The organism is Pseudomonas sp. LH21 (assembly GCF_036549575.1).
GTDB lineage: Bacteria > Pseudomonadota > Gammaproteobacteria > Pseudomonadales > Pseudomonadaceae > Aquipseudomonas > Aquipseudomonas peradeniyensis.
In genome coordinates, this window is sequence record NZ_CP144367.1 from 3,755,954 (window position 1) to 3,778,801 (window position 22,848).

Sequence of the window (22,848 nt, forward strand, 5' to 3'; positions counted from 1 at the left end):
AGCATGCCAATGACAAGTACAACAGGCTTCCCCGATCTGCTCAGCGAAGTACGCGCCTTCCGCGCCCGACACCCCGAGGTGCGTTACGTCGACCTGATCAGCCTGGACATCCCCGGGCACTTCTACGGCAAGCGCTACCCCATCGACATGCTGGAAAAGGTGGCCGCCGGCAGCCCGCTCAAGTTGCCGCAGAACTGCGTGCTGCTCGGCGTGCAGGGTGGGCTGTTCCCCATCGGCGACTACTGCTTCAACGATGGCGACCCGGATGCCCCGCGCCGCCTGGTACCCGGTACGCTGAAGCCGGTGACCTGGGAGCGCGAGCCGCTGGGGCAGATGCTGATCACTTCGGACGGCACCGCGGCGCCCATCGAATTCGAGCCTCGCGAGGTGCTGGCCCGCGTCCTGCAGCGTCTCGAGCGTCGCGGCATCCGCCCGGTGGTGGCGTTCGAACTGGAGTTCTACCTGTTCGATCGGGCGCTGAAAGAGGGCCTGCCGCAGTTCCCCCGCGACCCGGCCAGTGGCGATGCCGACGACCAGCCGAACATGCATATCGAGCGCCTGTCGCGGTTTTCCGATGTGTTGCGCGAGATGGTCGAGACCGCCAACGCCCAAGGAGTGGACGCCAATGTCATCACCGCCGAGCTGGGCCCTGGCCAGTTCGAGATCAATTTCGCTCACTGCGACGACGGCCTGCGCGCCGCCGACTGGGCGGCGCTGTTCTGTCGCAGCACCCGTGGCGTGGCGCTCAAGCATGGGCTACGTGCCTCGTTCATGAGCAAGCCCTACCTGCATGCGCCGGGTAGCGGCATGCATGTGCACGTCAGCCTCTACGACCCGGCCGGCAACAACCTGCTCGCCGCCGACGCCCAGCGCCCGCTGCGCCATGCCGTGGCCGGCTGCCTGGCGCTGCTGCCGCACTGCATGCCAGTGTTCGCCGCCAACCACAACGCGTTTCGTCGCTACGGCGCCATGGTCAATGCCGCCAGCCGCGCGAGCTGGGGCTTCGAGGACCGCCACGCGTGCATCCGCATTCCCGAGTCGGATCCGCGCAACCTGCGGATCGAGCACCGGCTGGCCGGGGCGGATGCCAATCCATACCTGGTGCTGGCGGCGATACTTTGCGGTATGGAGCATGGGCTGGATGCCGCGCAGGAGCCGATCGCGCCGCTAAACGAGGATCGTGGCAGCGGGATCGACTTCCCCAAGGACATGCTCGGCGCGGTGGCGGCCATGCGCGGGCATCCGGCCGTCAACGAAGGGCTGGGCGCGGAGTTCGTGATGGTCTATTGCGAGAACAAGCGCCAGGACCACCTGGCGTTTCTGCAGGAGGTCAGTGCGCGGGAATATCGCTGGTTCCTGTGACATCCATCGCGGGGCAAGCCCGCTCCCACGCAACGATCCCGAACTGGCGTGGGAGTGCGCTTGCCCCGCAACGAGGCCGGCACTGGCGTGGGAGCGGGCTTGCCCCGCGATGAGGCCGGCACTGGCGTGGGAGCGGGCTTGCCCCGCGATGAGGCCGGCACTGGCGTGGGAGCGGGCTTGCCCCGCGATGAGGCCGGCACTGGCGTGGGAGCGGGCTTGCCCCGCGATGAGGTCGGCACTGGCACCCGCTATCGCCTGGTATTACCATGCACAACCTCTAGCGCGGCCTTTTGCCGCACCCCGCCTTCCAGCCTGCGCACGCCACCCATGCCCTTCGAACTCACCGTAGAACCGCTCACCCTGCTGATCCTCGCCTTGGTCGCCTTCGTCGCCGGCTTCATCGACGCCATTGCCGGCGGCGGCGGCCTGCTGACCACTCCGGCGCTGCTCACCGCCGGCATGCCGCCGCACCTGGTGCTGGGCACCAACAAGCTCAGCTCGACCTTCGGCGCCGCCACCGCCAGCATCACCTACTACCGGCGCAAGCTGTTCCATCCGGCGCAGTGGCGCCTGGCGATCGTCGGCACGCTGGTGGGCGCGCTGATCGGCGCAGTGGTGGCCCACTACATGCCCGCCGAATGGCTGAACAAGATGTTGCCGGTGATCGTCTTCGCCTGTGGCGTCTACCTGCTGTTCGGCGGCACGCCCAAGGCGCCTTTGGACGCCGAGGCGCCGATCAGGAAAAAGTGGCAGTTCCCGCAGGGTTTCACCCTGGGCTTCTATGACGGCGTCGCCGGGCCCGGCACTGGTGCCTTCTGGACCGTTAGCACGTTACTGCTCTATCCCATTGACCTGGTTCGCGCCAGTGGCGTGGCGCGGAGCATGAACTTCGTCAGCAACATTGCGGCGTTGACGGTGTTCATCATTTCCGGGCAGGTGGATTACATCGTTGGGCTGTGCATGGGGGTGTCGGTGATGGTCGGGGCGTTCTTCGGGGCGCGTACGGCGATCAGTGGGGGGAGCAGGTTTATTCGGCCGGTGTTTATAGCTGTAGTGTTGGCGTTGACTGTGCGGTTGGCTTGGCAGCATTGGTTTGGGTAGGGTTCGGGCTTGGGCTTGGGCTTGGGCTTGGGCTTGGGGGCGATTGTTTTGATTTTTGTATGCGCATTCGTAGAAGATAACGACATTTAGGCACCTTTCCGCCTTTACGGCGGCCTACTTTTCTCTTGGGAAAAGTAGGCAAAACCGTTCCGCTCCGTTCATCCGGCCCCTACGCTGCGCTCCGGGGTCCCCTCGCTACGTTCTTGCTCCCGGGAGGACCGCGCTGAACGCCCCATCCTGGGGCGCAGCGCTTGACGGCCATCCATGGCCGTCACCTCCCTCCGCAAGAACTCCGCTCGGCCTCCTGAAGTCGCAATTGGCGGCGCCTGGACTATTGCGCACTTAGAAGCAAGAGCAAGAGCAAGAGATGCGAAGTTAGTTGTTTGACAGTTATTTATATATTTGCTGTTCCGGCCCTTTCGCGGGGCAAGCCCGCTCCTACAGGGTTTTATATAACGGCGACTACTGCGTGGGAGCGGGCTTGTCCCGCGATGCGATCGAGAGATTAATTAATCTCCAACTAGCGACAGCTGCGCCAGCCCAGGCGCCGCCCGTAACTTCGCGACTTCAGGAGGCCGAACGGAGGTCTTGCGGAGGGAGGTGACGGGCATGGATGCCCGTCAAGCGCTGGGGCCCAGGATGGGCCCTGCAGCGCGGTCCTCCCGGGAGCAAGGCCGGAGTGAGGGAACCCGGAGCGAAGCGCAGGGCCGGATGAATGGAGCGCAACGGCTTTGGTTACTTTGGCCAAGACCAAAGTAACCCGCCGTAAGGGCGGAAAGGTGAATAAGCGTCGACATCACAAATGAATGCGCATACAACTTCCAAAACCAACCAACCAACCAACCAACCAACCAACCCAACTCAGGCAGACAAAACCGGCTCAGGAAGACCCAACCGCCGAGCAACATACAGATCAATCAAATACCGAGCAATCGACCGCCCCGCCGGCAAAGGCGGCAACTCATGCACATTGAACCACCGCGCATCCTCGATCTCATCCGCCTGCATGACAATCTCCCCCCCAGCATACTCGGCATGAAACCCCAGCATCATCGAATGCGGAAACGGCCAGCACTGGCTGCCAACGTACTGGATGTTCCTGACCTCCACCGCCACCTCTTCACGCACCTCGCGCACCAGGCAGTCCTCGGCCGACTCCCCCGGTTCCGCAAAGCCCGCCAGGGTGCTGTAGACCCCGGTAACGAAACGCGGCGAACGGGCCAAAAGCACCTCGTCACCGCGAGTAATCAGCACGATCATGCTCGGTGAAATCCGCGGATAGCTGCGCAAGTCGCAAGGCTGGCAGTACATCGCCCGCTCCCAGCGAATCTGCGTCATGGCCTGCCCGCAACTGCCACAGAAACGGTGCTCCCGAGCCCAGGTGCCGATCTGCGCAGCGTAACCAAGCACTTTGTAGGTATCGAAGTCGCCCTCGAGCATGAACCGGCGCAGCCCCTGCCAGTGGCAACCCGGCACCTCGCCGGCCCCGCGCAGCTCCAGCAGGAACACCGGCTGGCCGTCAAAATGGCCGATGCCATGCTCGCACAACACGTCCAGCTCCTGGCGCTTGAGCCAGTCGCGGGGGAACAGCGCGCCGTTGGCGTCCACCAGGAACCCCTCCGGGCTGCGGGCGACAGCCAGCCCCCCGGTGATCTGCGGGTCGAGTACTGCGGTTGTCCAGCGTGCTGACATGGTTCGGGTCCCTTGATGGCGCCCGCCACTGTCCTGTCAGTCGGCGAACGTCGGTTGCTGTTTGCTCATGTGCGCGGCCATGGCCACGCGCAGGTCCTCGGACTGCAGCATGGCGGCGTTCCAGGTGGCGATGTACTCCAGGCCATCGTCGATGCGATGGTCGCGCATGTAGCTGATCATCTCCTTGGTGCCGGCCACGGCGATCGGCGATTTTGCGGCAATCTCGCGGGCGATGGCAAAGACCCCGTCGAGCAGTGCCGCCTGGTCATCATAGACGCGGTTGACCAGGCCGATGCGCAGCGCCTCCTGGGCGTCGACCCGGCGGCCAGTGTAGGCCAGCTCACGCATGATGCCGTCGCCGATGATACGCGGCAAACGTTGCAGGGTGCCGACATCGGCGGCCATGCCCATGTCGATCTCCTTGATCGAGAACTGCGCGTCAGCGGCGCAGTAGCGCATGTCGCAGGCCGAGACCATATCGATGGCGCCGCCGATGCAGTAGCCCTGGATCGCCGCCAGCACCGGCTTGCGGCAGTTGTCCACGGCGTTGAAAGAGCCTTGCAGGCGCAGGATGGTGCGGCGCATCACCCGGGCGTTGCGGCCGACGTCCTTGCCCAGTTGCTGCGCCAGGGTGGCCAGCATCGTCAGGTCGATGCCGGAGGAGAAGTGCTTGCCGGCGCCGCTGATGACCACCACGCGCACCGCGTCGGTGTCGTCGATCCACTGGAAGATCTCGACCAGCTCTTCCCAGAAGGCGGCGTTCATCGCGTTGATCTTGTCCGGGCGGTTGATCTGCACGTGGGCGATGTTGTCGGTCAGTTCGACCTTGAACGCGGTGTATTCGGTCACGAGCGGCACTCCTGTGGGAAAAGGATTCACAACGCCGGATCTTAGCGCACCCGCAAGGCTGCACATGTGCCAAAAGCCGGACTGGATGACTTGCACCCCGAGGCGCGATGCGGCACCTTGCGCCACTGCTGAATCAAAAGGATACAAATTCATGTCCCGTTCCCTGACCGGCGCCCTCGCCCACGGCTTCCTGGGCCAGTCGCCGCGTTGGTACAAGGCCGTCATCTGCCTGTTCCTGGTCCTCAACCCGTTGCTGCTGGCAACCCTTGGCCCGGTGGTCACCGGCTGGGTGCTGGTGATCCAGTTCATCTTTACCTTGGGGATGGCACTCAAGTGCTACCCGCTGATGCCCGGCGGCCTGCTGCTGGTCGAGGCACTGCTGCTACGCATGACCACGCCCGAGGCCCTGTACGAAGAGCTGCAGCACAACTTCCCGGTAATCCTGCTGCTGATGTTCATGGTCGCCGGCATTCACTTCATGAAGGAGCTGCTGCTGTATTTATTCTCGCGGATCCTGCTGGGGGTGCGCTCCAAGGCGATACTGAGCCTGCTGTTCTGCGTGCTCTCGGCGTTTCTCTCGGCGTTCCTCGACGCCCTGACCGTGACCGCGGTGATCATCAGCGCCGCGGTGGGCTTCTATGCGGTGTACCACCGGGTCGCCTCGGGCACCAACCCACGGGAGGAGTCGGCGCTGGACAGCGACCACCAGGTCGAACAGTTGCACCGCGACGACCTCGACCAGTTCCGTGCCTTCCTGCGCAGCCTGCTGATGCACGGCGCGGTGGGCACGGCGCTGGGCGGCGTGTGCACCCTGGTGGGCGAGCCGCAGAACCTGCTGATCGGCCATGAAATGGGTTGGCACTTCGCCGACTTCTTCCTCAAGGTCGCGCCGGTGTCGATGCCGGTGCTGGCGGCGGGCCTGGTGACCTGTGTGCTGCTGGAGAAGCTGCGCCTGTTCGGCTACGGCACGCTGATGCCCGAACGCGTGCGCCAGGTACTGGCCGCCTACGCCGCCGAGGACGACGCCGCGCGCACTCCGGCCCAACGCATCGCCCTGGTGGTGCAAGGCCTGGCCGCCCTGATCCTGATCGTCTGCCTGGGTCTGCACATTGCCGAGGTCGGCCTGATCGGCCTGATGGTCATCGTGCTGATCACCGCCTTCACCGGCATCACCGACGAGCACCGCCTGGGCCGCGCGTTCCAGGATGCCATGCCGTTCACCGCGTTGCTGGTGGTGTTCTTCGCCGTGGTCGCAGTGATCCACCAGCAGCAGCTGTTCAGCCCGCTGATCGCCTGGGTACTGGCCCTGCCCAGCGAGCAGCAGCCGGGCATGCTGTACCTGGCCAACGGCCTGCTGTCGGCGATCAGCGACAACGTGTTCGTCGCCACCATCTACATCACCGAGGTCAAGCAGGCGTTCGTCAATGGCGCGATGAGCCGCGAGCACTTCGAGACCCTGGCGGTGGCGATCAACACCGGCACCAACCTGCCCAGCGTGGCCACACCCAATGGCCAGGCGGCCTTCCTGTTCCTGCTGACCTCGGCAATCGCGCCACTGGTGCGACTGTCCTATGGACGGATGGTGTGGATGGCCTTGCCCTACACCGTGGTCATGGGTGGCCTGGGCTGGTGGGCGGTGACCTACTGGCTGTAGCCGTTCCTACAGGGAGAGGCGCAGGATCAGCCGCAGTTGGCATAGGCAACCCTACCCTTGTCATCGACAGGTTCGTCCGGACTAACTTTCGGATAGCTGCAAAAAAACCGCCACTTGTGGCGTTTTTTTATTGGCTGCCAGGATCCCCCGGCACCACTGTAGGAGCGGCCTGGATCAGCCGCAGTTGACGCGGGTAACCACACCCTTGTCGTCGACATTCAGGTTCAACCGCTCGGAACGGTATTCCAGGGTGATCATGTCGTGAGGCTTGAGGATGCGCGCCATCTGCGAGCCACTGGCCTTCTTCGCCTGCTCCATCAGCTCTGGCGAGGCCAGCTTGCCAATGGTGAAGTCGGCGCCACTGGCTTCGCAGCGGCCGTCATTGCCGGCCGGGGTGGCCTGGGCACTGCTGCCGCCCGAGGAGCCACCAGTGCTGCAACCTGCCAGAACGGAAGCCACCAGCAAGGTCGCCAGGAAAGCGCGGGTACGGAACATGAATCCTCCTAAATAAATCCGGGAACTGCCTGATGCGACAATTCCTCCAGGCATTTGTTGCACAGCCGCACGATTCTGCCTGACTCGGCCACTTGACGCGAAAGGCAATCGTGACCGGATTTTGCACCGAACCGTCGGTTCGGCCAACCGCGCCCCTTATGCTTAAGTCGCAGGTCCCCTCACGCAAAGGCATGATTTACTGCAAGAAGCGGAGCGCGAAACGCCTCCCCTTCGAACGCCAGGACGCGGTATTCGACCTATCACCCAGGCCCCAGCGAGAACCGCCCCATGAGCAGCCACAGCATCGACGCCGATATCAAGGTCAAGTGGGACGAAGGCCAGAGCGCCTACAGTCCGAGCACGCCCGAAGAGCTGATGCTGATCGCCGTCGACCTGCTGGTGCGCGACCGCGGCGGAGAAGCGGCACGCAGCTTCATCGAGCAGGTGCTCGAGCGCCACGCGCCGCACGAGGCTATTTCAATCGAGCCAGGCGGGCGCTGAGCAGGTCGAAGAAGCCCTGGGCGTCACCCTCCTCGATCCACATCACGTTGGCCGGTTGCTTGAGCACGCCGTACCAGTCGGCGATGGTCTGGCCGAAGGTCGGGCCTTCACGGCTGTCGACTACCATGTGTACCTGGCGGCCCTTGAACAGCTCGGGCTTGAGCAGGTAGGCGATGACGCTGGCGTCGTGCACCGGGCCGCCGGGCATGCCGTAGTTGTCCATGTCGAACTTGATGTAGGCGTTGAGGATGTCCACCACCAGCTTGCTGGCAATGTTGTTCACCGCCGCCAGCTGCTTGAGGCGGGCGTCGCTGGTGAGCACCTTGTGGGTCACGTCCAGCGGCAGGTAGGTCAGCTTGACGCCGCTGGCCAGCACCACTTCGGCGGCGTGCGGGTCGGCGAACAGGTTGAACTCGGCGGCCGGGGTGATGTTGCCGCCGTTGAAGTGGGCGCCGCCCATCACCACCACTTCCTTGATGCCGTTGACGATCTCGGGCTTCTGGATCAGTGCCAGGGCCAGGTTGGTCTGCGGGCCGAGCATGGCCACGGTGATGCTGTGGGGCTCGGCGGCGCCCAGGGTATCGATCAGGTATTGCACGGCGTTGCCATTGGCCAGGGGCTTTTTCGGCTCGTGGACCTTGACGCCGGTCAGGCCTTCCTCGCCGTGGACGTTGGCGGCGTAGATCGGCGTGCGCACCATCGGCCGCCCTGCCCCGGCATATACCGGGATTTCTTCGCGGCCTGCCCATTCACGGGCCAGGCGGGCGTTGCGCGAGGTCTTTTCCAGGCGCACGTTGCCGGCCACGGTGGTGATGGCGCGGATCTTCAGCTCCTCGGGCGAGGCCATGGCCAGCAGCAGGGCCACCACGTCGTCGGCCCCGGGGTCGGTGTCGATGATCAGGTCGCGGGGCGCGGCCATGACGGCGGTGGCGGCTAGCGCGGACATGAGGACGGCTCCTTGGAGCAGGGATTTGAGGGACATTCAGCACTCCTTGTTGCTAGGGGATGGATTCAAGGGGGCCGCTTTGCGGCCCTTTCGCGGCACAAGGCCGCTCCTACACGAACCGGGTTGCCCCTCTGTAGGAGCGGCCTTGCGCCGCGATCGAGGGCAAGGCCCTCGCATTCGGTCTAAAAGGTAACGCCAGCCACCAGGGCAATATTGCTATAGGGCTTGCACTCCCCCGTACGCACCACGGCCCGGGCCTGGCGACACAGGGTCTTGAAATCAGCATGACTGAGCACCTGGCGCTGGCCCAGTTCGCCGCCGGCATGCAGCCGCTCGACCTCGGCCAACCCTGGCGGCAAAGCCTGGAACACCTCCTCGGCCAGCACATGCCGCTCGACCTGCATCTCGCTCAGCACCACGCGCAGCACACTGGCAAAATCCGGGATGCCCGGCGTCAGCGCCAGGTCGATCAGCTCCACACCCGGCGGCACCGGCAAACCCGCATCACCGATCACCAGGATGTCGCCATGGCCCAGCCCGGCGATGGTGCGCGACAGGGCGATATTCAACAGTGGCGTCTTCTTCATGGCGCCAGCTCCTTCAGGTAAGGGATCGACGGTTGCGCGCCGACACGGGTCACCGACAACGCGGCGGCGCGCTGGCCGAAGCCGATCGCCTCGTCCTCGGGCAGGCCGCGTGCCAGGCCCGCGGCAAAGCCGCCGACGAAGGTGTCGCCAGCCGCCGTGGTGTCCACCGGCTGCACCCGTGGCGCCGGGAAGTGCCGGCTGCCAGCGGCATCGACCAACAGCGCGCCATCACCGCCCAGGGTGACGATTACCTTGCCCGCGCCGAGCTGGCGCAGGCGTTCGGCCGCCCGGCGGGCGCTGTCCTGGTCGTCGACCTGGACCCCGGCCAGGGCCTCGGCCTCGCTCTCGTTGGGGATCAGGTAGTCGATATAGGCATACCACTCCGCCGGCAGCGGCCCGCTGGCCGGCGCCGGGTTGAGGATCACGGTCTTGCCCAGTTCGCGGCCACGGGCCAGGGTCCAGGCCACCGTGGCCGTGGGCACCTCAAGCTGGCAGATGATCACCTCGGCGCCCTGCAACAGGTGGTCGAAGCGGCTCACCGACTCGGGCCCGAGCAGGCCGTTGCCGCCGGGAATGACGACAATGGCGTTCTGGCTGGCGGCATCCACCACGATCAGCGCCACGCCGCTGGACACGCCCTCGCACAGGCTCACGCCCTGGCAATCGACGCCCTCGCGCTTTAGCGCCTGGCGCAGCTGCTGGCCATAGGCATCGTCACCGACGTTGCCGACCATCGCCACGCTGGCACCCAGCCGGGCCACGGCCACGGCCTGGTTGGCGCCCTTGCCGCCGGGCGCGGTGAAGAAACTGTCACCGGTCAGCGTCTCGCCGCCCCGGGGCAGGCGCTGGGCGCGGGCCACCAGGTCCATGTTGAGGCTGCCGACCACCACCACCTTGGCATCCATGGGTATTCCTTAACGGTAATCGTTGAACAGGTCCGGGCGCGGCCCGGTGGATTCACGCAAGACGATGCGCGGGGCGACGATGCGCTGCTCGGCGGCGCCGTCGCGCCGCGGCGTGACGATGCGCGAAAGCAACAGGCCGGCGGCGCTCTCGCCCAGCTCGCGGATCGACTGGCCAACCGTGGTCAGCGCCGGGTACACGTAGCGGCTCAGCTCGATATCGTCAAAGCCGATCACCGACAGCTCGCCGGGCACGTCGATATTGCGCTCGGCGGCGGCGCGCAACACACCGAAACCGATCATGTCGTTGCCGGCGAAGATCGCCGTGGGCCGCTCCCCGTCGAGCAGGCGCGCCGCAGCGGCATGCCCACCGGGGCTGGTGAAGTCGCTGTGCAGCACATGGCCAGGGGCGATGCGCACATCGGCCTCGGCCATCGCCCGACGGAAACCGGCCAGGCGCAGCTGGCTGACACCGGTGTCCACCGGGCCGCCGATGGTGGCAATCTCGCGGTGGCCCAGCTCCAGCAGGTGGCGGGTGGCCAGGTAGGCGCCCTGCTCGTGGTCGATGCGCACCAGGTCGGCCTCGACGCCGTCCAGGGCGCGGTCGACGATGACCATCGGCGTGCGCACGCCGCTGAGGCTGTCGAGCAGGTCCTGGTCCTCGCCCACCGAGGCGACGATCAGCCCGTCGATGCGTTTCTCCAGCAGCACGCGCAGGTAGCTGCGCTGCTTCTGCGGGTTGTCGTCGGAATTGCACAGGATCACGCAGTAGCCGTTGCGCTCGCAAGCGTCCTCGATGCCCCGGGCCAGCTCGGCGAAGTACGGGTTGACGCTGTTGGGCACCAGCAGGCCGATGGTGGCGGTGCTGCGGGCCTTGAGCGAGCGCGCCACGGCGCTGGGCACGTAGTCGAGCTCGGCGATCGCCGCCTCGACCTTCAGGCGCACGTGCTCGCTGACCGGGCGGGTCTTGTTCAGTACATGGGACACGGTGGTGTAGGAAATCCCCGCCAGTGCCGCGACGTCTTTGATGGTTGCCATGGTTTCAGTTCCGCCGGTTCGCACGCCGGCTGCGGTAAGTGTCGAGTACCACGGCGATGACGATCACCGCCCCGGTGATGATGCGTTTGGTCGGCTCGGAGGCGCCGATCTGGGCCAGGCCGGCGGCCAGCACCGAGATGATCAGCACGCCGAAGAAGGTGCTGATGACCGAGCCACGCCCGCCCATCAGGCTGGTGCCGCCAATCACCACGGCGGCGATCACCTGCAGCTCGAGGCCGGAGCCGGCGTTGGGGTCGGCAGCCTCCAGGCGCGAGATCTGGAACAGCGCGGCGAGGCCGGCGAGCACGCCCATCAGGGCGAACACCAGGATCTTGTAAGGGCGCGGGTCGATGCCGGCCAGGCGCACGGCCTCTTCGTTGGTGCCGATGCCGATCAGGTAGCGGCCGAACACGGTTCGGGTCAGCACCAGCTGGGCGGCGACGATCACCAGCAAGGCGATGATGAAGGCCGGCGAGATGCCGAAGGCGATGGGGTTGGAGAACCAGGCGAAGGCGTCGCCGATGTAGGCGGTGCGCGAGTCGGTGAACTGGTAGGCCAGGCCCCGGGCCATCTCCAGCACGCCCAGCGAGACGATGAACGAAGGGATGCGCCAGGCCACGGTGATGCTGCCGGTGACGGTGCCGGCCAGCGCCGCCACGGCCATGCCCAGCAGCGCGGCGGGCAGCACGCCCCAGCCCCAGCCGAGGATCGCCACGCTGACCGTCGAGGCAGCCAGGGCCAGCACCGAGCCCACCGACAGGTCGATGCCACCGATGATCAGGATGAAGGTCATGCCCACCGCCAGCACCATCAGGTCGGGGATCTGGTTGGCCAGGGTGCTGAAGGTGGCGTAGGACAGGAAGTGGCTGCTCAGCATCGAGAACAGCACGATCATCGCTAGCAAGGCGCCGGCCAGGCCCAGGTAGGTGGCCAGGCCGAAATAGGTGCCGCTGCGGCGCACGGGCGCGGCGCCCGAGGTGTTTGTTGTGGTTTTCATGCGTCCATCCTGGGGGCTGCGTCGTGCAGCAGGGCATCACGTTTCTGGTAGCCGGCGAAGGCGGCGGCAAGCAGTTGGTCCTGGGTCCAATGATCGCGGTCGAAGGTGTCGATCAGGCGCCCGGCGCTGAGCACGGCGATGCGGTCGCAGATCAGCATCAGCTCGCGCAGGTCGCTGGACACCACGACGATGGCCTTGCCCTGACGGGCAAGCTCGGCGAGCAGGCCATAGATGTCGAACTTGGCGCCGACATCGATGCCACGGGTGGGCTCGTCGAACAGCAGCACCTGGCAGTCGCGCTCCAGCCATCGGCCAATCACCACCTTCTGCTGGTTGCCGCCGGACAGCTCGCCCACGGCTTGGGCGGGGCTGGCGCTGCGGATGCGCATGGCGCCGATCTGGCGCTCGGCCAGTTCGCGCTCAGCGTCGCGGTCGAGCACGCCGGCGCTAGACACGGCGCCGAGGTTGCCCAGGGCAATGTTGGCGCTGATCGACTGGGTCAGCAGCAGGCCTTCGCCCTTGCGGTCCTCGGTGATCAGGGCAATGCCGGCCTTGACCGCGGCCTTGGGCGAATCGATGGTCACCGGCAGCGGCGGCTGGCCGAGGGCGACCTGGCCGCTGTCGGCGCGGTCGGCGCCGTAGATCAGGCGCAGCAGCTCGGTGCGTCCGGCGCCGATCAGTCCGGAGATGCCGAAGATCTCCCCTGCCCTGACCTCGAACGACACTTCGCGCACCTTGTCGCCACGGCTGAGCTTGTCGACCCTGAGCAGCGGCGCGCCAATGCTGCGCTGGCCGAGGTCGATATGCTCGCCCAGCTCGCGGCCGACCATCAGGTTGACCAGTTGCTCGCTGTTATAGCGCTGGATCGGCTCGGCGCACACCAGCTTGCCGTCGCGCAGCACGGCGATGCGCTGGGCCACGCGCTGCAGCTCTTCGAGGCGGTGGGAAATATAGACGATGGCCACGCCGCGCTGGCGCAGGCGCTCGATCTGGGTGAACAGCAGCTCCACCTCGCGGGCGGTGAGCATGGCCGTGGGTTCGTCGAAGATCAGCACATGGCAGTCGCCGATCAGGTTGCGGGCGATCTCGACCATCTGCTGGTGGCCGATGCCGAGCTCGCCCACGGGAGTGTCCGGGTCGATGGCATCCAGGCCGACCTGGGCCATGGCCGCGCTGGCCAGCTGGCGCAGGCGCTTCTGGTTGACCCAGCCGAGGCGGCTGGGCAGGTTGTCGAGGAACAGGTTTTCGGCCACGGTCAGGGTGGGCAGCAGGTTGAGCTCCTGCATAACCATGCGCACGCCAAGACGCTCGGCCTCGGCGCGGTTGCCGGGGCTGTAGGGCTGGCCGCGAAAGCGCATCTGTCCGGTGGTGGGGATCTCCAGGCCGCTGATCAGCTTGGACAGGGTCGACTTGCCCGCGCCGTTCTCGCCGGTCAGGGCCAGCACCTCACCGCCGCGCAGCTCGAGGGTGACGTCGCCGAGCACGGGCTGGGCGTAGGTCTTGCCCAGGCCGCTGACGGCTAGCACGGTTTCATTGGCCGATACTGACATGGCCATTCTCTCCTAGGACGAAGCATGACGCGTTTATAAGGCGGGCTTTCGTGGGAGCGGGCTTGCCCCGCGATAGCGTCAGGGCAGATACCCTTGTTGCATCTTCCGACGCCATCGCGGGGCAAGCCCGCTCCCACGCCCCCGCGATATCACTTCACTGGGTAATCAGCTCGACCGGCGTCTGGATGACATTGTCGGCATCCACGCCTGGCTTCTCGCCCTTGAGCATCTTCAATGCCGCCTGGATGCCGAACACCGCCTGCTGGCTGGCCGCCTGGTCGAGGGTGGCGAGCACGCGACCATCCTTGAGCATCGGCTTGATGGCATTGATGTTGTCGTAGCCGACCACCTGCACCTGGCCGGTCTTGCCGGCGGCGCGCACGGCCGAGACGGCACCCAGGGCCATGCTGTCGTTGCCGGCCAGCAGCGCCTTCAGGTCGGGGTATTCGTTGAGCATCGAGGCGGCCACGGCGTTGCCCTTGTCGATTTCCCAATTACCCGACTGCACCGAGACGATCTTCATCTGCGCGGCTTCCATGGCGTCCTTGAAGCCAGCGGTGCGCTGCTGGGCGTTGGTGGTGGTCGGCACGCCTTCGATGATGCCGACCTGATCACCGGCCTTGAGCTTCTGCTGGGCCAGGTAGTCGCCGACCAGGCGCGCGCCCTTGCGGTTGTCCGGGCCCACGAACGGCACGCTGATGCCCTTGCTCTTGAGTACGGCGGGGTCGAGGCGGTTGTCGATGTTGATCACGGTGATGCCGGCGTCCATGGCCTTCTTGATCACCGGTACCAGCGCCTTGGAGTCGGCCGGGGCGATGACCAGGGCCTTGGCGCCGGTGGCGATCATCTGCTCGACGATGCGGATCTGGTTGCCGGTGTCGGTCTCGTCCTTGATGCCGTTGGCCACCAGGGTGAAATCGTCGGGGTGGCCTTTCTGGTAGGCCTTGGCGCCGTCTTCCATGGTGCGGAAGAACTCGTTGGCGAGGGATTTCATCACCAGGGCGACCTTGGGCGCTTCCTCGGCGTGGGCAGTGGACAGGGAGAACAGCAGCGACGAGAAAACGGCGAGGGCCAGCGGACGGCCGGGGAACGGCAGTTTCATGGAAATGACTCCGAATCTTGTGGTTTTTATCGGATCGCAAACGTTTGCGGTAACCAACTATGGAAACAGGCGCCGGTTTTGTCAAATCCATTGCGTAGGGAGCTAGGACTACGCGCGTCGGATTATCCGCAATTCGTCCGAAAAACCGAACACCTTTCCAGCAAAAATTCGGTCAGCCGAACACGCGCACCCACCTCTGACCTTCTGGTCGCTTCGAGTACCCCCAGTCAAAACAGGGGTTTCAAGATGAAATACGACGAACGGTAGTTGCTGGTACGAAATCTGCCTTTACCCCAGTGCGACATAACGCACATCTCCTCCAGGAAGAGAGAAGCAGAAATGATGAAAACCGCTATCAAGACCTTCGCACCGAGCGCCCTGGCGCTGCTGCTGGTACTGCCAACCACCGTTTCCGCCAAGGAAGCCGCGCAACAACAGAAACTCGCCAACGTGGTGATCCTCGCCACCGGCGGCACCATCGCCGGCGCCGGCGCCAGTGCCGCCAACAGCGCCACCTACCAGGCGGCCAAGGTAGGCATCGACAAGCTGATCGCCGGCGTGCCGGAGCTGAAGGACCTGGCCAACGTGCGCGGCGAGCAGGTGATGCAGGTCGCCTCGGAAAGCATCGGCAACGACGACCTGCTCAAGCTGGGCAAGCGCGTCGCCGAACTGGCCGACAGCAAGGACGTCGATGGCATCGTCATCACCCACGGCACCGACACCCTGGAAGAAACCGCCTACTTCCTCAACCTGGTGGAGAAGACCGACAAGCCGATCATCGTGGTCGGTTCGATGCGTCCGGGCACCGCGATGTCCGCCGACGGCATGCTCAACCTGTACAACGCCGTGGCCGTGGCCAGCAGCAAGGATGCCCGCGGCAAGGGCGTGCTGGTGACCATGAACGACGAGATCCAGTCCGGTCGCGACGTGAGCAAGGCGGTCAACATCAAGACCGAAGCCTTCAAGAGCCAGTGGGGCCCGCTGGGCATGGTCGTGGAAGGCAAGTCGTACTTCTTCCGCCTGCCGGCCAAGCGTCACACCGTCAACTCCGAGTTCGACATCAAGACCATCAGCAAGCTGCCGGCCGTGGACATCGCCTACGGCTACGGCAACGTGACCGACACCGCCTACAAGGCGCTGGCCCAGGGTGGCGCCAAGGCGATCATCCACGCCGGCACCGGCAACGGTTCGGTGTCGTCGCGGGTGGTGCCGGCGCTGCAGGAGCTGCGCAAGGAAGGCGTGCAGATCATCCGTTCGTCCCACGTCAACCAGGGCGGCTTCGTGCTGCGCAACGCCGAACAGCCTGACGACAAGAACGACTGGGTCGTGGCCCACGACCTGAACCCGCAGAAGGCGCGGATCCTGGCCATGGTCGCGATGACCAAGACCCAGGACAGCAAGGAGCTGCAGCGGATCTTCTGGGAATATTGATCGGCGCCTGAAACCAGCCGGTGTGCTGCCTGCACCGGCCTCTTCGCGGGTAAACCCGCTCCCACAGGTCCAGCACAAATCCTGTGGGAGCGGGTTTACCCGCGAAAGGGCCAATAATCAAGGAACCAATCCCTCTACCACGGTCTTATACGGCTTTCATCCTACCTGCTGTTGCGAAACGGCTTACAGTGAAATACTGTATGCGCATACAGCAAAACAAGGAACAGCCCCGTGGCCAAACCCGCCTCCGCGTCGCCAAGCCCTTATGAACTCCTGGGTCAGCGCATCCAGAAAATCATCAACAGCCCCACCGCCCAGCGCAGCCGCGCCGCCTTGATCTTCCGCCTGGAGCACGAGTCGCCCGACGACTGGGCAACCCTGCTCGAGGAAATCGCCGAGAACGACAACGTCACCCTCGCCCACCGCGACGATGGCGGCGTGCAGATTTTCTGGACCGTGCCGAAGGAAGACTGACCGCGCATGAGAGTTTCGCTTTTCGCTGCCTGCCTGCTGCTGCTTGCCCCCCTCGCCCACGCCGACGCCCCGCGCACCTTCCAGGAGGCCAAGAAGGTCGCCTGGAAGCTGTACGCGCCGCAGTCCACGGAGTTTTATTGCGGCTGCAAGTACAAGGGCAACAAGGTCGACCTGGCCTCCTGCGGCTACGCGCCGCGCAAGAACCTCAACCGCGCCTCGCGCATCGAATGGGAGCACATCGTCCCGGCCTGGCAGATCGGCCACCAGCGCCAGTGCTGGCAAGACGGCGGGCGCAAGAACTGCACGCGCCACGACAAGGTCTACCAGCGCGCCGAGGCCGACCTGCACAACCTGGTGCCGAGCATCGGCGAGGTCAACGGCGACCGCAGCAACTTCAGCTTCGGCTGGCTGCCCGAGCAGCACGGCCAGTACGGCAGCTGCCTGACCCAGGTCGACTTCAAGGCCAAGAAGGTCATGCCGCGCCCGTCGATCCGCGGGATGATCGCGCGCACCTACTTCTATATGAGCAAGCAGTATGACCTGAGGCTGTCCAGGCAGGACCGCCAGCTGTTCGAGGCCTGGAACAAGACCTACCCGCCGCAGGCCTGGGAGCTGCAGCGCAACCAGCAGGTGGCGTGCGTGATGGGGCGCGGCAACGAGTTCGTCGGGCCGGTCAACCTCAAGGCTTGTGGCTGAACAGGGTCAGACCAGCGCCTGCAGGTAGGCGCTGGCCTGCTGGTAACGGCACAGCCGGGCCAGGTCGGCAGGGCCCGGGCAAGGGATGCGTGAAAGATCGCTGTTGTCGGCCAGGTCGGCGAGCTTGACCTGGCGCGCCAGGGGGTCGACACCCAGGCGGATGACGAAGGCCTCGTAGCTCTCGCCTTCGCGACGGCTCAGCGCCAGCAGTGCGGCGAGGATCTTCAGCGGGAAACCTTCGCGGGCGAGGTCGGACAGGGTGAGCGGGGTGTCTTCCAGCACGTCGTGCAGTACCGCGACGATGCGCTGCTCCGGGGTGATCACCCGCTCCATCACCCGCAACGGGTGGAGGATGTACGCCGCACCGCCTTTGTCGAACTGCCCTTCATGCGCCTTGATGGCCATCGCAATGGCCCGCTCCAGCGTCGCCATGAGCCGCCTCCCCACTCAACCCCCGCAGTAGACAGCATAGCTGCTGCACGGACTGGCCGGGAAGCAACTGCGCCTGTACTGACGCCATCGCGGGACAAGCACTCCGATCTAGCTGGAATAGCGTGGGAGCGGGCTTGCCCCGCGATAGGCTGTATGGCACCGGCTTCGCCGGTGATCGCGGGCCAAGCCCGCTCCCACAAGGTTACAGCCCAGCGAGCTTGATCCCCTTCAGCGATCAGCGCTTGACGCCGTGCTGGATGACGATCGAGTCGGTGCCCAGCTTGGCCATCACCTCGGCCTTGCGCGCATCGGCCTCGGCCTTGGCCGGGAACGGGCCCATCAGCACCACCGGCTTGCCGTCGCGGTATTCGACCCACGAAGGAATGCCCTTCTCGATCAGGCGGGCAGTCATGTCGGTCAGGGCGCCCATATTCGGCCCCTGGATAACCTCGACGTCCCAACCCTCCGGTGCCGGCTGCTCGGCCAGCGCCTCGGCGCGGCGCTGCAGGTCGGCACCACCGCAGACTTCGCGGATGCGCAGATTGTTGCCGGTCTCGTCGATGAGGATCTCGTACTGGCCGTCATGCTTGATCGCCACGTAACTGCGATAGGCCTCGTACTGCCCGGCGTCGTCCTTGCCGCGCACCTGGCCGCAGATAGAGCCCTGGGTGTCGAAGCGCACGTTGGCGAACTTGGCCGTCTTGGGGTTGTTCAGGTGTTCGGCCACCTGCTTGTGCACGCCTTCGACCTCGTTGTTACAGCCCGCCAGGGCCAACACCGCCATTACCACCGCCAGTTTGCGCACGCCTTTACCTCCAGATTCGAAGGGGCGAATTCTAGCATGGCCGGGAACATCCACTCATGGCACATCTGTCGCAGGCTTTGTCTGTTGCCTGCGGCCATCGACCTGGCCGAAGATGTCGCCGCGCCACAATGGACAGACAGCGACACAAGGACCTCAGGTTGGAACCTTCAAACGCCACAGCCACCCCTGCCAGCACACCCGAACTGCCGCAGGAGTGGCCCACGCACCTGCAGGCCGAAGCCAGCATCACCCCCGACACGCGTATCTACCCGCGCACGACCTTCGTGCTTGATTTCGCGATGCCGGCGGAATCCTTCGAACAGCTGTGCTGGTGGCTGCTGAGCAAGGAACAACCGCTTGGCGGCTGCCAACGCCTCGGTAAAAGCGGCACCCGGCAAGGCGGCATCGACCTGTTCGCCCATGACGAAGAAAGCCCCGAGCGGCTCAACGTCTTCGAATGCAAGGCCTGGAAGGACTTCACCGGCACCGAGCTGACAGGCGCCATCGATACTTTCCTGAATGGCCCCTGGCCTTCGCTCACGCGCTCGTTCACCCTGATCCTCGCGCAGCGCGAGATCGGCACACTGGCCAATCGCTGGATCGATGAGAAACAGCGACTGAAAGCGGCAGGCATAGAGGGGCAGCTGTGGACCGCCCATGACCTGACGCAGAAACTGCAGCTTCACCCCGACGTGCTGTCGAAGTTCTTCCCGGGCGCGCATATCGAGACGTTCGGCAACCTGTGGATGGAACGCGTGGGGTTCTCCGAGCTGGTTGCCAAATCCATCTTCGACCCACGCCCCTACGTGGCACGCAAAGCCAGGGCATTCATCGAACGCCCCGGCAGGCTGAGCGACCACCTGGCCGACGCCAGGCATGCGCCCGATAGCGCCTGCAGCCCCGACGCCTTTACCCGCATCGGCCATCACGGCCGCCATTGGTACTACCGCGGGCCCTGGTTTTCGCTAAGCGTGTTCCTGCCGGACCTGACCTCGTCCCGCGCTACCGCCGCCTTCGACTTCCACCAGCACGACCTGCGCGGGGTGACCATCACCGTCAGCCACGAATGGCTGCTCGAGCGATTTCTGTTTGCCAGCGGCGCGCCACTGGACAGCCAGTCGCGCCCGTTCATCGTCGGGCTGATGCCAGGCGACAAGGACCGTTACCTGATCGACCTGCCCAACAGCCGCCTGATACTCGAAGAACCCGTGGTCCAGGCACTCGCCGATGTCGCCGACGCGCTCACGGTGGTGATGCGCGACACCTTGCAGACACTGGAGCGCAGCCTGTCCGCCAGCGGATTTCCGTTTGTTGCCTACGGCGGCTCGCACCGGGTGAAGATCGGCTCGCTGCGCAAGCGCGCCTGGAGCTACATCGCCCGCTTCTGCGAGGCGCATGACTATGCCTCAGGCACAAGCCCCTGGCACATGTTCGACGCCCACCCGAGCATGCTCAAGCCCTTCCACCCACAGGCAACCGACCGTCACGACAGCGGATACCACGCGCTGATCACCACCCGCACGTCGACCGACGCGTTTTCCAGCGATTGGCTGGACCTGCTGTGGACGCCCCACGACCTCAGCGAACGCGAACCGTCGGCCAGAGGCTGGTGGCCCTGCCAGGACACCCTGGACTGGCTCGACCAGGAACTGCTGCCCGAGGTCAGGCGCTGGACCTGGGAGCGCGAATTCGGCTCACGCTGGCGCCGATTGCGCTACGCCAGGGAGGCTCGGAACTTCGCAGGCTATCTGGATTATCTGCTGACGATCGAGGATGTGCGCGAACAGGCACTGGTAGAACAAGGCAGCTGGCAGACGGACCTGCCGCACGCCATCAACCGACTCGAGCGCTACTATGCAAGCCGCTCGGCAGGGCACATCGACAAGCAGGATGTCGTCAACCTGTACCGCGCAGTCGCCATGATGGCAGGCTACAAGCGAGGGCTGCCCAGGTACCTTGCCCGGTCGCTGAGCCTCGAACCGACAGACGATCACGCAGCGTTGGTGACATCGATCCACCAGCACATCGAGACGTCACAAACCGTCGTCAACAATACAGTGGTCGAATATGCGCTGAAGGCCCTGGGCGCTCAGTTCGAGGGACCGGACAGCCCTTTGCTGGCCAATGAACGCCAGCAGATGCTGGACTGGTTGCTGCCGTTGGCACATGCGTGCGATGACGGTGCACTGGTGCGACGCCACAGCAGCAAGCGCTGAGGCCGCACCGGGGCATCTTTTCCTGCGCAAAACAAAAAGGGCGATCCTTGCGGATCGCCCTCTTCTGATTTGGTAGGCACAATTGGACTCGAACCAACGACCCCCACCATGTCAAGGTGGTGCTCTAACCAACTGAGCTATGTGCCTGTCGTGTGGTGCGCATATTAGTGATCGAATGCGTACCTGTAAAGCGTTTTTTTCAAAAAAATCAAAAACTTTGCGAAACTGCTTAATGCGAGCTCTGCCAGTAGATGCAACCCCCTGTAGGAGCGGCCTTGTGCCGCGAAAGGGCCGCGCAGCGGGCCCGGCAATTTGTGCCAGGAGCAAGGATCGCGGGGCTGCTTTGCAGCCCTTTCGCGGCGCAAGGCCGCTCCTACAGGGACCGCGTATGGCTGTAGAGCGCCAGAATGCAAAAAGGGCGATCCTTGCGGATCGCCCTCTTCTGATTTGGTAGGCACAATTGGACTCGAACCAACGACCCCCACCATGTCAAGGTGGTGCTCTAACCAACTGAGCTATGTGCCTGTCGTGTGGGGCGCATTCTACGCGATCCAGATACCCTGTCAACACTTTTTTTCACGCTAAGCTACTGAAACTTAAACTATTTATAGAAAGGCCAGGTTTCAGGGGGGCGTAAAGGATTTTCACCGGACGACTAGCGGGTGTTTATTATTATTGATAGCATCGGTACATTCGTTAAAAATATAAAACACGAGGTTCCTCGAGCATGGCTAACACCCCCTACCCCCAGTCCTACTACGCCGCCTCGGCCAACCCGGTGCCGCCACGTCCGGCGCTGCAGGGTGAGGTGGAAACCGATGTGTGCATCATCGGTGCCGGCTACACCGGCCTGTCCAGCGCCCTGTTCCTGCTGGAGAACGGCTTCAAGGTGAGCATCGTCGAGGCCGCCAAGGTCGGCTTCGGTGCTTCGGGCCGCAACGGCGGCCAGATCGTCAACAGCTACAGCCGCGACATCGACGTCATCGAACGCACCGTCGGCCCCAAGCAGGCTCAACTGCTGGGCCAGATGGCCTTCGAAGGCGGGCGCATCATCCGTGAGCGCGTGGCCAAGTACGACATCCAGTGCGACCTGAAGGACGGCGGCGTGTTCGCCGCGCTGACCAGCAAGCAGATGGGCCACCTGGAATCGCAGAAGCGCCTGTGGGAACGCTTCGGCCACACCCAGCTGGAGCTGATGGACCAGAAGCGCATCCGTGAAGTGGTGGCCTGCGACAATTACCTGGGCGGCATGCTCGACATGAGCGGCGGCCACATCCACCCGCTGAACCTGGCCCTGGGTGAAGCCGCCGCGGTCGAGTCGCTGGGCGGCATCATCTATGAGCAGACCCCGGCCGTGCGCATCGAGCGTGGCGCCAACCCCGTCGTGCATACCCCGCAGGGCAAGGTCCGCGCCAAGTTCATCATCGTCGCCGGCAACGCCTACCTGGGCAACCTGGTGCCGGAACTGGCGGCCAAGTCGATGCCATGCGGCACCCAGGTGATCACCACCGAGCCACTGGGCGACGAGCTGGCGCGCACCCTGCTGCCGCAGGACTACTGCGTCGAGGACTGCAACTACCTGCTCGACTACTACCGCCTGACCAGCGACAAGCGCCTGATCTTCGGTGGCGGCGTGGTGTACGGCGCGCGCGACCCGGCGAACATCGAGGCGATCATCCGTCCGAAGATGCTCAAGGCCTTCCCGCAGCTGAAGAACGTCAAGATCGACTACGCCTGGACCGGCAACTTCCTGCTGACCCTGTCGCGTCTGCCGCAGGTCGGTCGTATCGGCGACAACATCTATTACTCCCAGGGTTGCTCGGGTCACGGCGTAACCTACACCCACCTGGCGGGCAAGGTGCTGGCCGAGGCCCTGCGCGGCCAGGCCGAGCGCTTCGACGCGTTCGCCGGCCTGCCGCACTACCCGTTCCCGGGTGGGCAGATGCTGCGCGTGCCGTTCAGCGCCATTGGTGCCTGGTACTACAGCCTGCGCGATCGTCTGGGCTTCTAAGACAGTT

General features: G+C 64.8%; 21 protein-coding genes and 2 tRNA genes. 9 read left to right on the forward strand and 14 right to left on the reverse strand.

Annotation, left to right across the window (positions count from 1 at the left end; genetic code table 11):
• Positions 1 to 9: 9 nt before the first annotated feature.
• Both VUG52_RS17090 and VUG52_RS17095 read left to right on the forward strand, forming a co-directional pair.
• Positions 10 to 1,362, forward strand: a complete 1,353-nt coding sequence (locus tag VUG52_RS17090) for a glutamine synthetase family protein (RefSeq protein ID WP_331831820.1) — start codon at positions 10 to 12, stop codon at positions 1,360 to 1,362.
• 327 nt (positions 1,363 to 1,689) lie between these two features.
• On the forward strand, positions 1,690 to 2,463 hold the full coding sequence (locus tag VUG52_RS17095) for a TSUP family transporter (protein WP_050705230.1): 774 nt from the start codon (positions 1,690 to 1,692) through the stop codon (positions 2,461 to 2,463).
• Between the two features lie 861 nt (positions 2,464 to 3,324).
• Here VUG52_RS17095 and nudC read toward each other — a convergent pair.
• Entirely contained in the window at positions 3,325 to 4,155 is an 831-nt protein-coding gene (gene nudC, locus VUG52_RS17100) for an NAD(+) diphosphatase (RefSeq protein WP_050705229.1), read from the reverse strand.
• Positions 4,156 to 4,191: 36 nt separating this feature from the next.
• Positions 4,192 to 5,004, reverse strand: a complete 813-nt coding sequence (locus tag VUG52_RS17105; protein ID WP_028692407.1) for a crotonase/enoyl-CoA hydratase family protein — start codon at positions 5,002 to 5,004, stop codon at positions 4,192 to 4,194.
• Between the two features lie 151 nt (positions 5,005 to 5,155).
• Here VUG52_RS17105 and nhaB point away from each other — a divergent pair, with 151 nt between their 5' ends.
• Positions 5,156 to 6,658: a sodium/proton antiporter NhaB gene (nhaB, locus tag VUG52_RS17110; protein ID WP_050705228.1), complete on the forward strand. Its 1,503-nt coding sequence runs from the start codon at positions 5,156 to 5,158 to the stop codon at positions 6,656 to 6,658.
• Between the two features lie 174 nt (positions 6,659 to 6,832).
• On the opposite strand, the gene VUG52_RS17115 is transcribed toward nhaB, so the two are convergent.
• The gene (locus VUG52_RS17115) at positions 6,833 to 7,153 is read right to left on the reverse strand and encodes an I78 family peptidase inhibitor (protein ID WP_050705227.1); all 321 of its coding nucleotides are present in this window, start codon (positions 7,151 to 7,153) and stop codon (positions 6,833 to 6,835) included.
• A 288-nt stretch (positions 7,154 to 7,441) separates the two neighbouring features.
• On the opposite strand from VUG52_RS17115, the gene VUG52_RS17120 reads away from it, so the two are divergent.
• Entirely contained in the window at positions 7,442 to 7,654 is a 213-nt protein-coding gene (locus VUG52_RS17120; protein WP_050705226.1) for a hypothetical protein, read from the forward strand.
• Here VUG52_RS17120 and VUG52_RS17125 read toward each other — a convergent pair.
• The 7 genes from VUG52_RS17125 to VUG52_RS17155 all read right to left on the reverse strand — a co-directional run bounded on the left by VUG52_RS17125 (position 7,626) and on the right by VUG52_RS17155 (position 14,776).
• Positions 7,626 to 8,636: a nucleoside hydrolase gene (locus VUG52_RS17125; protein WP_050705225.1), complete on the reverse strand. Its 1,011-nt coding sequence runs from the start codon at positions 8,634 to 8,636 to the stop codon at positions 7,626 to 7,628. The two genes, VUG52_RS17120 and VUG52_RS17125, sit on opposite strands and share 29 nt — an antisense overlap.
• A gap of 146 nt (positions 8,637 to 8,782) precedes the next feature.
• The gene (gene rbsD / locus VUG52_RS17130) at positions 8,783 to 9,187 is read right to left on the reverse strand and encodes a D-ribose pyranase (RefSeq protein WP_050705224.1); all 405 of its coding nucleotides are present in this window, start codon (positions 9,185 to 9,187) and stop codon (positions 8,783 to 8,785) included.
• The gene (gene rbsK, locus VUG52_RS17135; protein ID WP_050705223.1) at positions 9,184 to 10,092 is read right to left on the reverse strand and encodes a ribokinase; all 909 of its coding nucleotides are present in this window, start codon (positions 10,090 to 10,092) and stop codon (positions 9,184 to 9,186) included. Before rbsK ends, rbsD begins: the two co-directional genes overlap by 4 nt.
• 9 nt (positions 10,093 to 10,101) lie before the next feature.
• Complete coding sequence (locus VUG52_RS17140) at positions 10,102 to 11,127, reverse strand: LacI family DNA-binding transcriptional regulator (protein WP_050705222.1); 1,026 nt, start codon at positions 11,125 to 11,127, stop codon at positions 10,102 to 10,104.
• 4 nt (positions 11,128 to 11,131) lie between these two features.
• Entirely contained in the window at positions 11,132 to 12,124 is a 993-nt protein-coding gene (locus VUG52_RS17145; protein ID WP_050705221.1) for an ABC transporter permease, read from the reverse strand.
• Positions 12,121 to 13,674, reverse strand: coding sequence for a sugar ABC transporter ATP-binding protein (locus VUG52_RS17150; protein ID WP_050705220.1), 1,554 nt, complete (start codon positions 13,672 to 13,674; stop codon positions 12,121 to 12,123). The genes VUG52_RS17145 and VUG52_RS17150 overlap by 4 nt, the downstream gene beginning before the upstream one ends.
• A 154-nt stretch (positions 13,675 to 13,828) precedes the next feature.
• A complete protein-coding gene (locus VUG52_RS17155; RefSeq protein ID WP_050705219.1) occupies positions 13,829 to 14,776 on the reverse strand; it encodes a sugar ABC transporter substrate-binding protein in 948 nt (315 codons plus the stop codon).
• Positions 14,777 to 15,118: 342 nt separating this feature from the next.
• Between VUG52_RS17155 and VUG52_RS17160 the strand changes: the two genes are divergently transcribed.
• The 3 genes from VUG52_RS17160 to VUG52_RS17170 all read left to right on the forward strand — a co-directional run bounded on the left by VUG52_RS17160 (position 15,119) and on the right by VUG52_RS17170 (position 17,377).
• A complete protein-coding gene (locus tag VUG52_RS17160; protein ID WP_050705237.1) occupies positions 15,119 to 16,207 on the forward strand; it encodes an asparaginase in 1,089 nt (362 codons plus the stop codon).
• 231 nt (positions 16,208 to 16,438) lie between these two features.
• A complete protein-coding gene (locus tag VUG52_RS17165) occupies positions 16,439 to 16,681 on the forward strand; it encodes a DUF1654 domain-containing protein (RefSeq protein WP_050705218.1) in 243 nt (80 codons plus the stop codon).
• 6 nt (positions 16,682 to 16,687) lie between these two features.
• Positions 16,688 to 17,377, forward strand: a complete 690-nt coding sequence (locus VUG52_RS17170) for an endonuclease (RefSeq protein WP_050705217.1) — start codon at positions 16,688 to 16,690, stop codon at positions 17,375 to 17,377.
• A gap of 6 nt (positions 17,378 to 17,383) precedes the next feature.
• On the opposite strand, the gene VUG52_RS17175 is transcribed toward VUG52_RS17170, so the two are convergent.
• Together VUG52_RS17175 and VUG52_RS17180 are read right to left on the reverse strand one after the other, a co-directional pair.
• Complete coding sequence (locus VUG52_RS17175; RefSeq protein WP_050705216.1) at positions 17,384 to 17,809, reverse strand: bifunctional (p)ppGpp synthetase/guanosine-3',5'-bis(diphosphate) 3'-pyrophosphohydrolase; 426 nt, start codon at positions 17,807 to 17,809, stop codon at positions 17,384 to 17,386.
• Between the two features lie 235 nt (positions 17,810 to 18,044).
• Positions 18,045 to 18,614: an SPOR domain-containing protein gene (locus VUG52_RS17180; protein WP_050705215.1), complete on the reverse strand. Its 570-nt coding sequence runs from the start codon at positions 18,612 to 18,614 to the stop codon at positions 18,045 to 18,047.
• A gap of 158 nt (positions 18,615 to 18,772) precedes the next feature.
• On the opposite strand from VUG52_RS17180, the gene VUG52_RS17185 reads away from it, so the two are divergent.
• Positions 18,773 to 20,830: a hypothetical protein gene (locus tag VUG52_RS17185; protein WP_050705214.1), complete on the forward strand. Its 2,058-nt coding sequence runs from the start codon at positions 18,773 to 18,775 to the stop codon at positions 20,828 to 20,830.
• Positions 20,831 to 20,900: 70 nt separating this feature from the next.
• On the opposite strand, the gene VUG52_RS17190 is transcribed toward VUG52_RS17185, so the two are convergent.
• Positions 20,901 to 20,977: transfer RNA gene (locus VUG52_RS17190), tRNA-Val, on the reverse strand.
• A 301-nt stretch (positions 20,978 to 21,278) separates the two neighbouring features.
• Positions 21,279 to 21,355 (reverse strand) — tRNA-Val (locus VUG52_RS17195).
• Positions 21,356 to 21,557: 202 nt separating this feature from the next.
• Between VUG52_RS17195 and VUG52_RS17200 the strand changes: the two genes are divergently transcribed.
• On the forward strand, positions 21,558 to 22,841 hold the full coding sequence (locus VUG52_RS17200; protein ID WP_050705213.1) for an NAD(P)/FAD-dependent oxidoreductase: 1,284 nt from the start codon (positions 21,558 to 21,560) through the stop codon (positions 22,839 to 22,841).
• The last annotated feature ends 7 nt before the right edge of the window (positions 22,842 to 22,848 follow it).

Coding starts and splice junctions, on each gene's coding strand:
- VUG52_RS17175 (WP_050705216.1), bottom strand. CDS start 17,809: ATGGCGACGCTGGAGCGGGCCATTGCGATGGCCATCAAGGCGCATGAA.
- VUG52_RS17145 (WP_050705221.1), bottom strand. CDS start 12,124: ATGAAAACCACAACAAACACCTCGGGCGCCGCGCCCGTGCGCCGCAGC.
- VUG52_RS17170 (WP_050705217.1), top strand. CDS start 16,688: ATGAGAGTTTCGCTTTTCGCTGCCTGCCTGCTGCTGCTTGCCCCCCTC.
- VUG52_RS17150 (WP_050705220.1), bottom strand. CDS start 13,674: ATGTCAGTATCGGCCAATGAAACCGTGCTAGCCGTCAGCGGCCTGGGC.
- VUG52_RS17125 (WP_050705225.1), bottom strand. CDS start 8,636: ATGTCCCTCAAATCCCTGCTCCAAGGAGCCGTCCTCATGTCCGCGCTA.
- VUG52_RS17095 (WP_050705230.1), top strand. CDS start 1,690: ATGCCCTTCGAACTCACCGTAGAACCGCTCACCCTGCTGATCCTCGCC.
- VUG52_RS17155 (WP_050705219.1), bottom strand. CDS start 14,776: ATGAAACTGCCGTTCCCCGGCCGTCCGCTGGCCCTCGCCGTTTTCTCG.
- VUG52_RS17160 (WP_050705237.1), top strand. CDS start 15,119: ATGAAAACCGCTATCAAGACCTTCGCACCGAGCGCCCTGGCGCTGCTG.
- VUG52_RS17090 (WP_331831820.1), top strand. CDS start 10: ATGACAAGTACAACAGGCTTCCCCGATCTGCTCAGCGAAGTACGCGCC.
- nudC (WP_050705229.1), bottom strand. CDS start 4,155: ATGTCAGCACGCTGGACAACCGCAGTACTCGACCCGCAGATCACCGGG.
- nhaB (WP_050705228.1), top strand. CDS start 5,156: ATGTCCCGTTCCCTGACCGGCGCCCTCGCCCACGGCTTCCTGGGCCAG.
- VUG52_RS17140 (WP_050705222.1), bottom strand. CDS start 11,127: ATGGCAACCATCAAAGACGTCGCGGCACTGGCGGGGATTTCCTACACC.
- rbsK (WP_050705223.1), bottom strand. CDS start 10,092: ATGGATGCCAAGGTGGTGGTGGTCGGCAGCCTCAACATGGACCTGGTG.
- VUG52_RS17200 (WP_050705213.1), top strand. CDS start 21,558: ATGGCTAACACCCCCTACCCCCAGTCCTACTACGCCGCCTCGGCCAAC.
- VUG52_RS17115 (WP_050705227.1), bottom strand. CDS start 7,153: ATGTTCCGTACCCGCGCTTTCCTGGCGACCTTGCTGGTGGCTTCCGTT.
- rbsD (WP_050705224.1), bottom strand. CDS start 9,187: ATGAAGAAGACGCCACTGTTGAATATCGCCCTGTCGCGCACCATCGCC.
- VUG52_RS17120 (WP_050705226.1), top strand. CDS start 7,442: ATGAGCAGCCACAGCATCGACGCCGATATCAAGGTCAAGTGGGACGAA.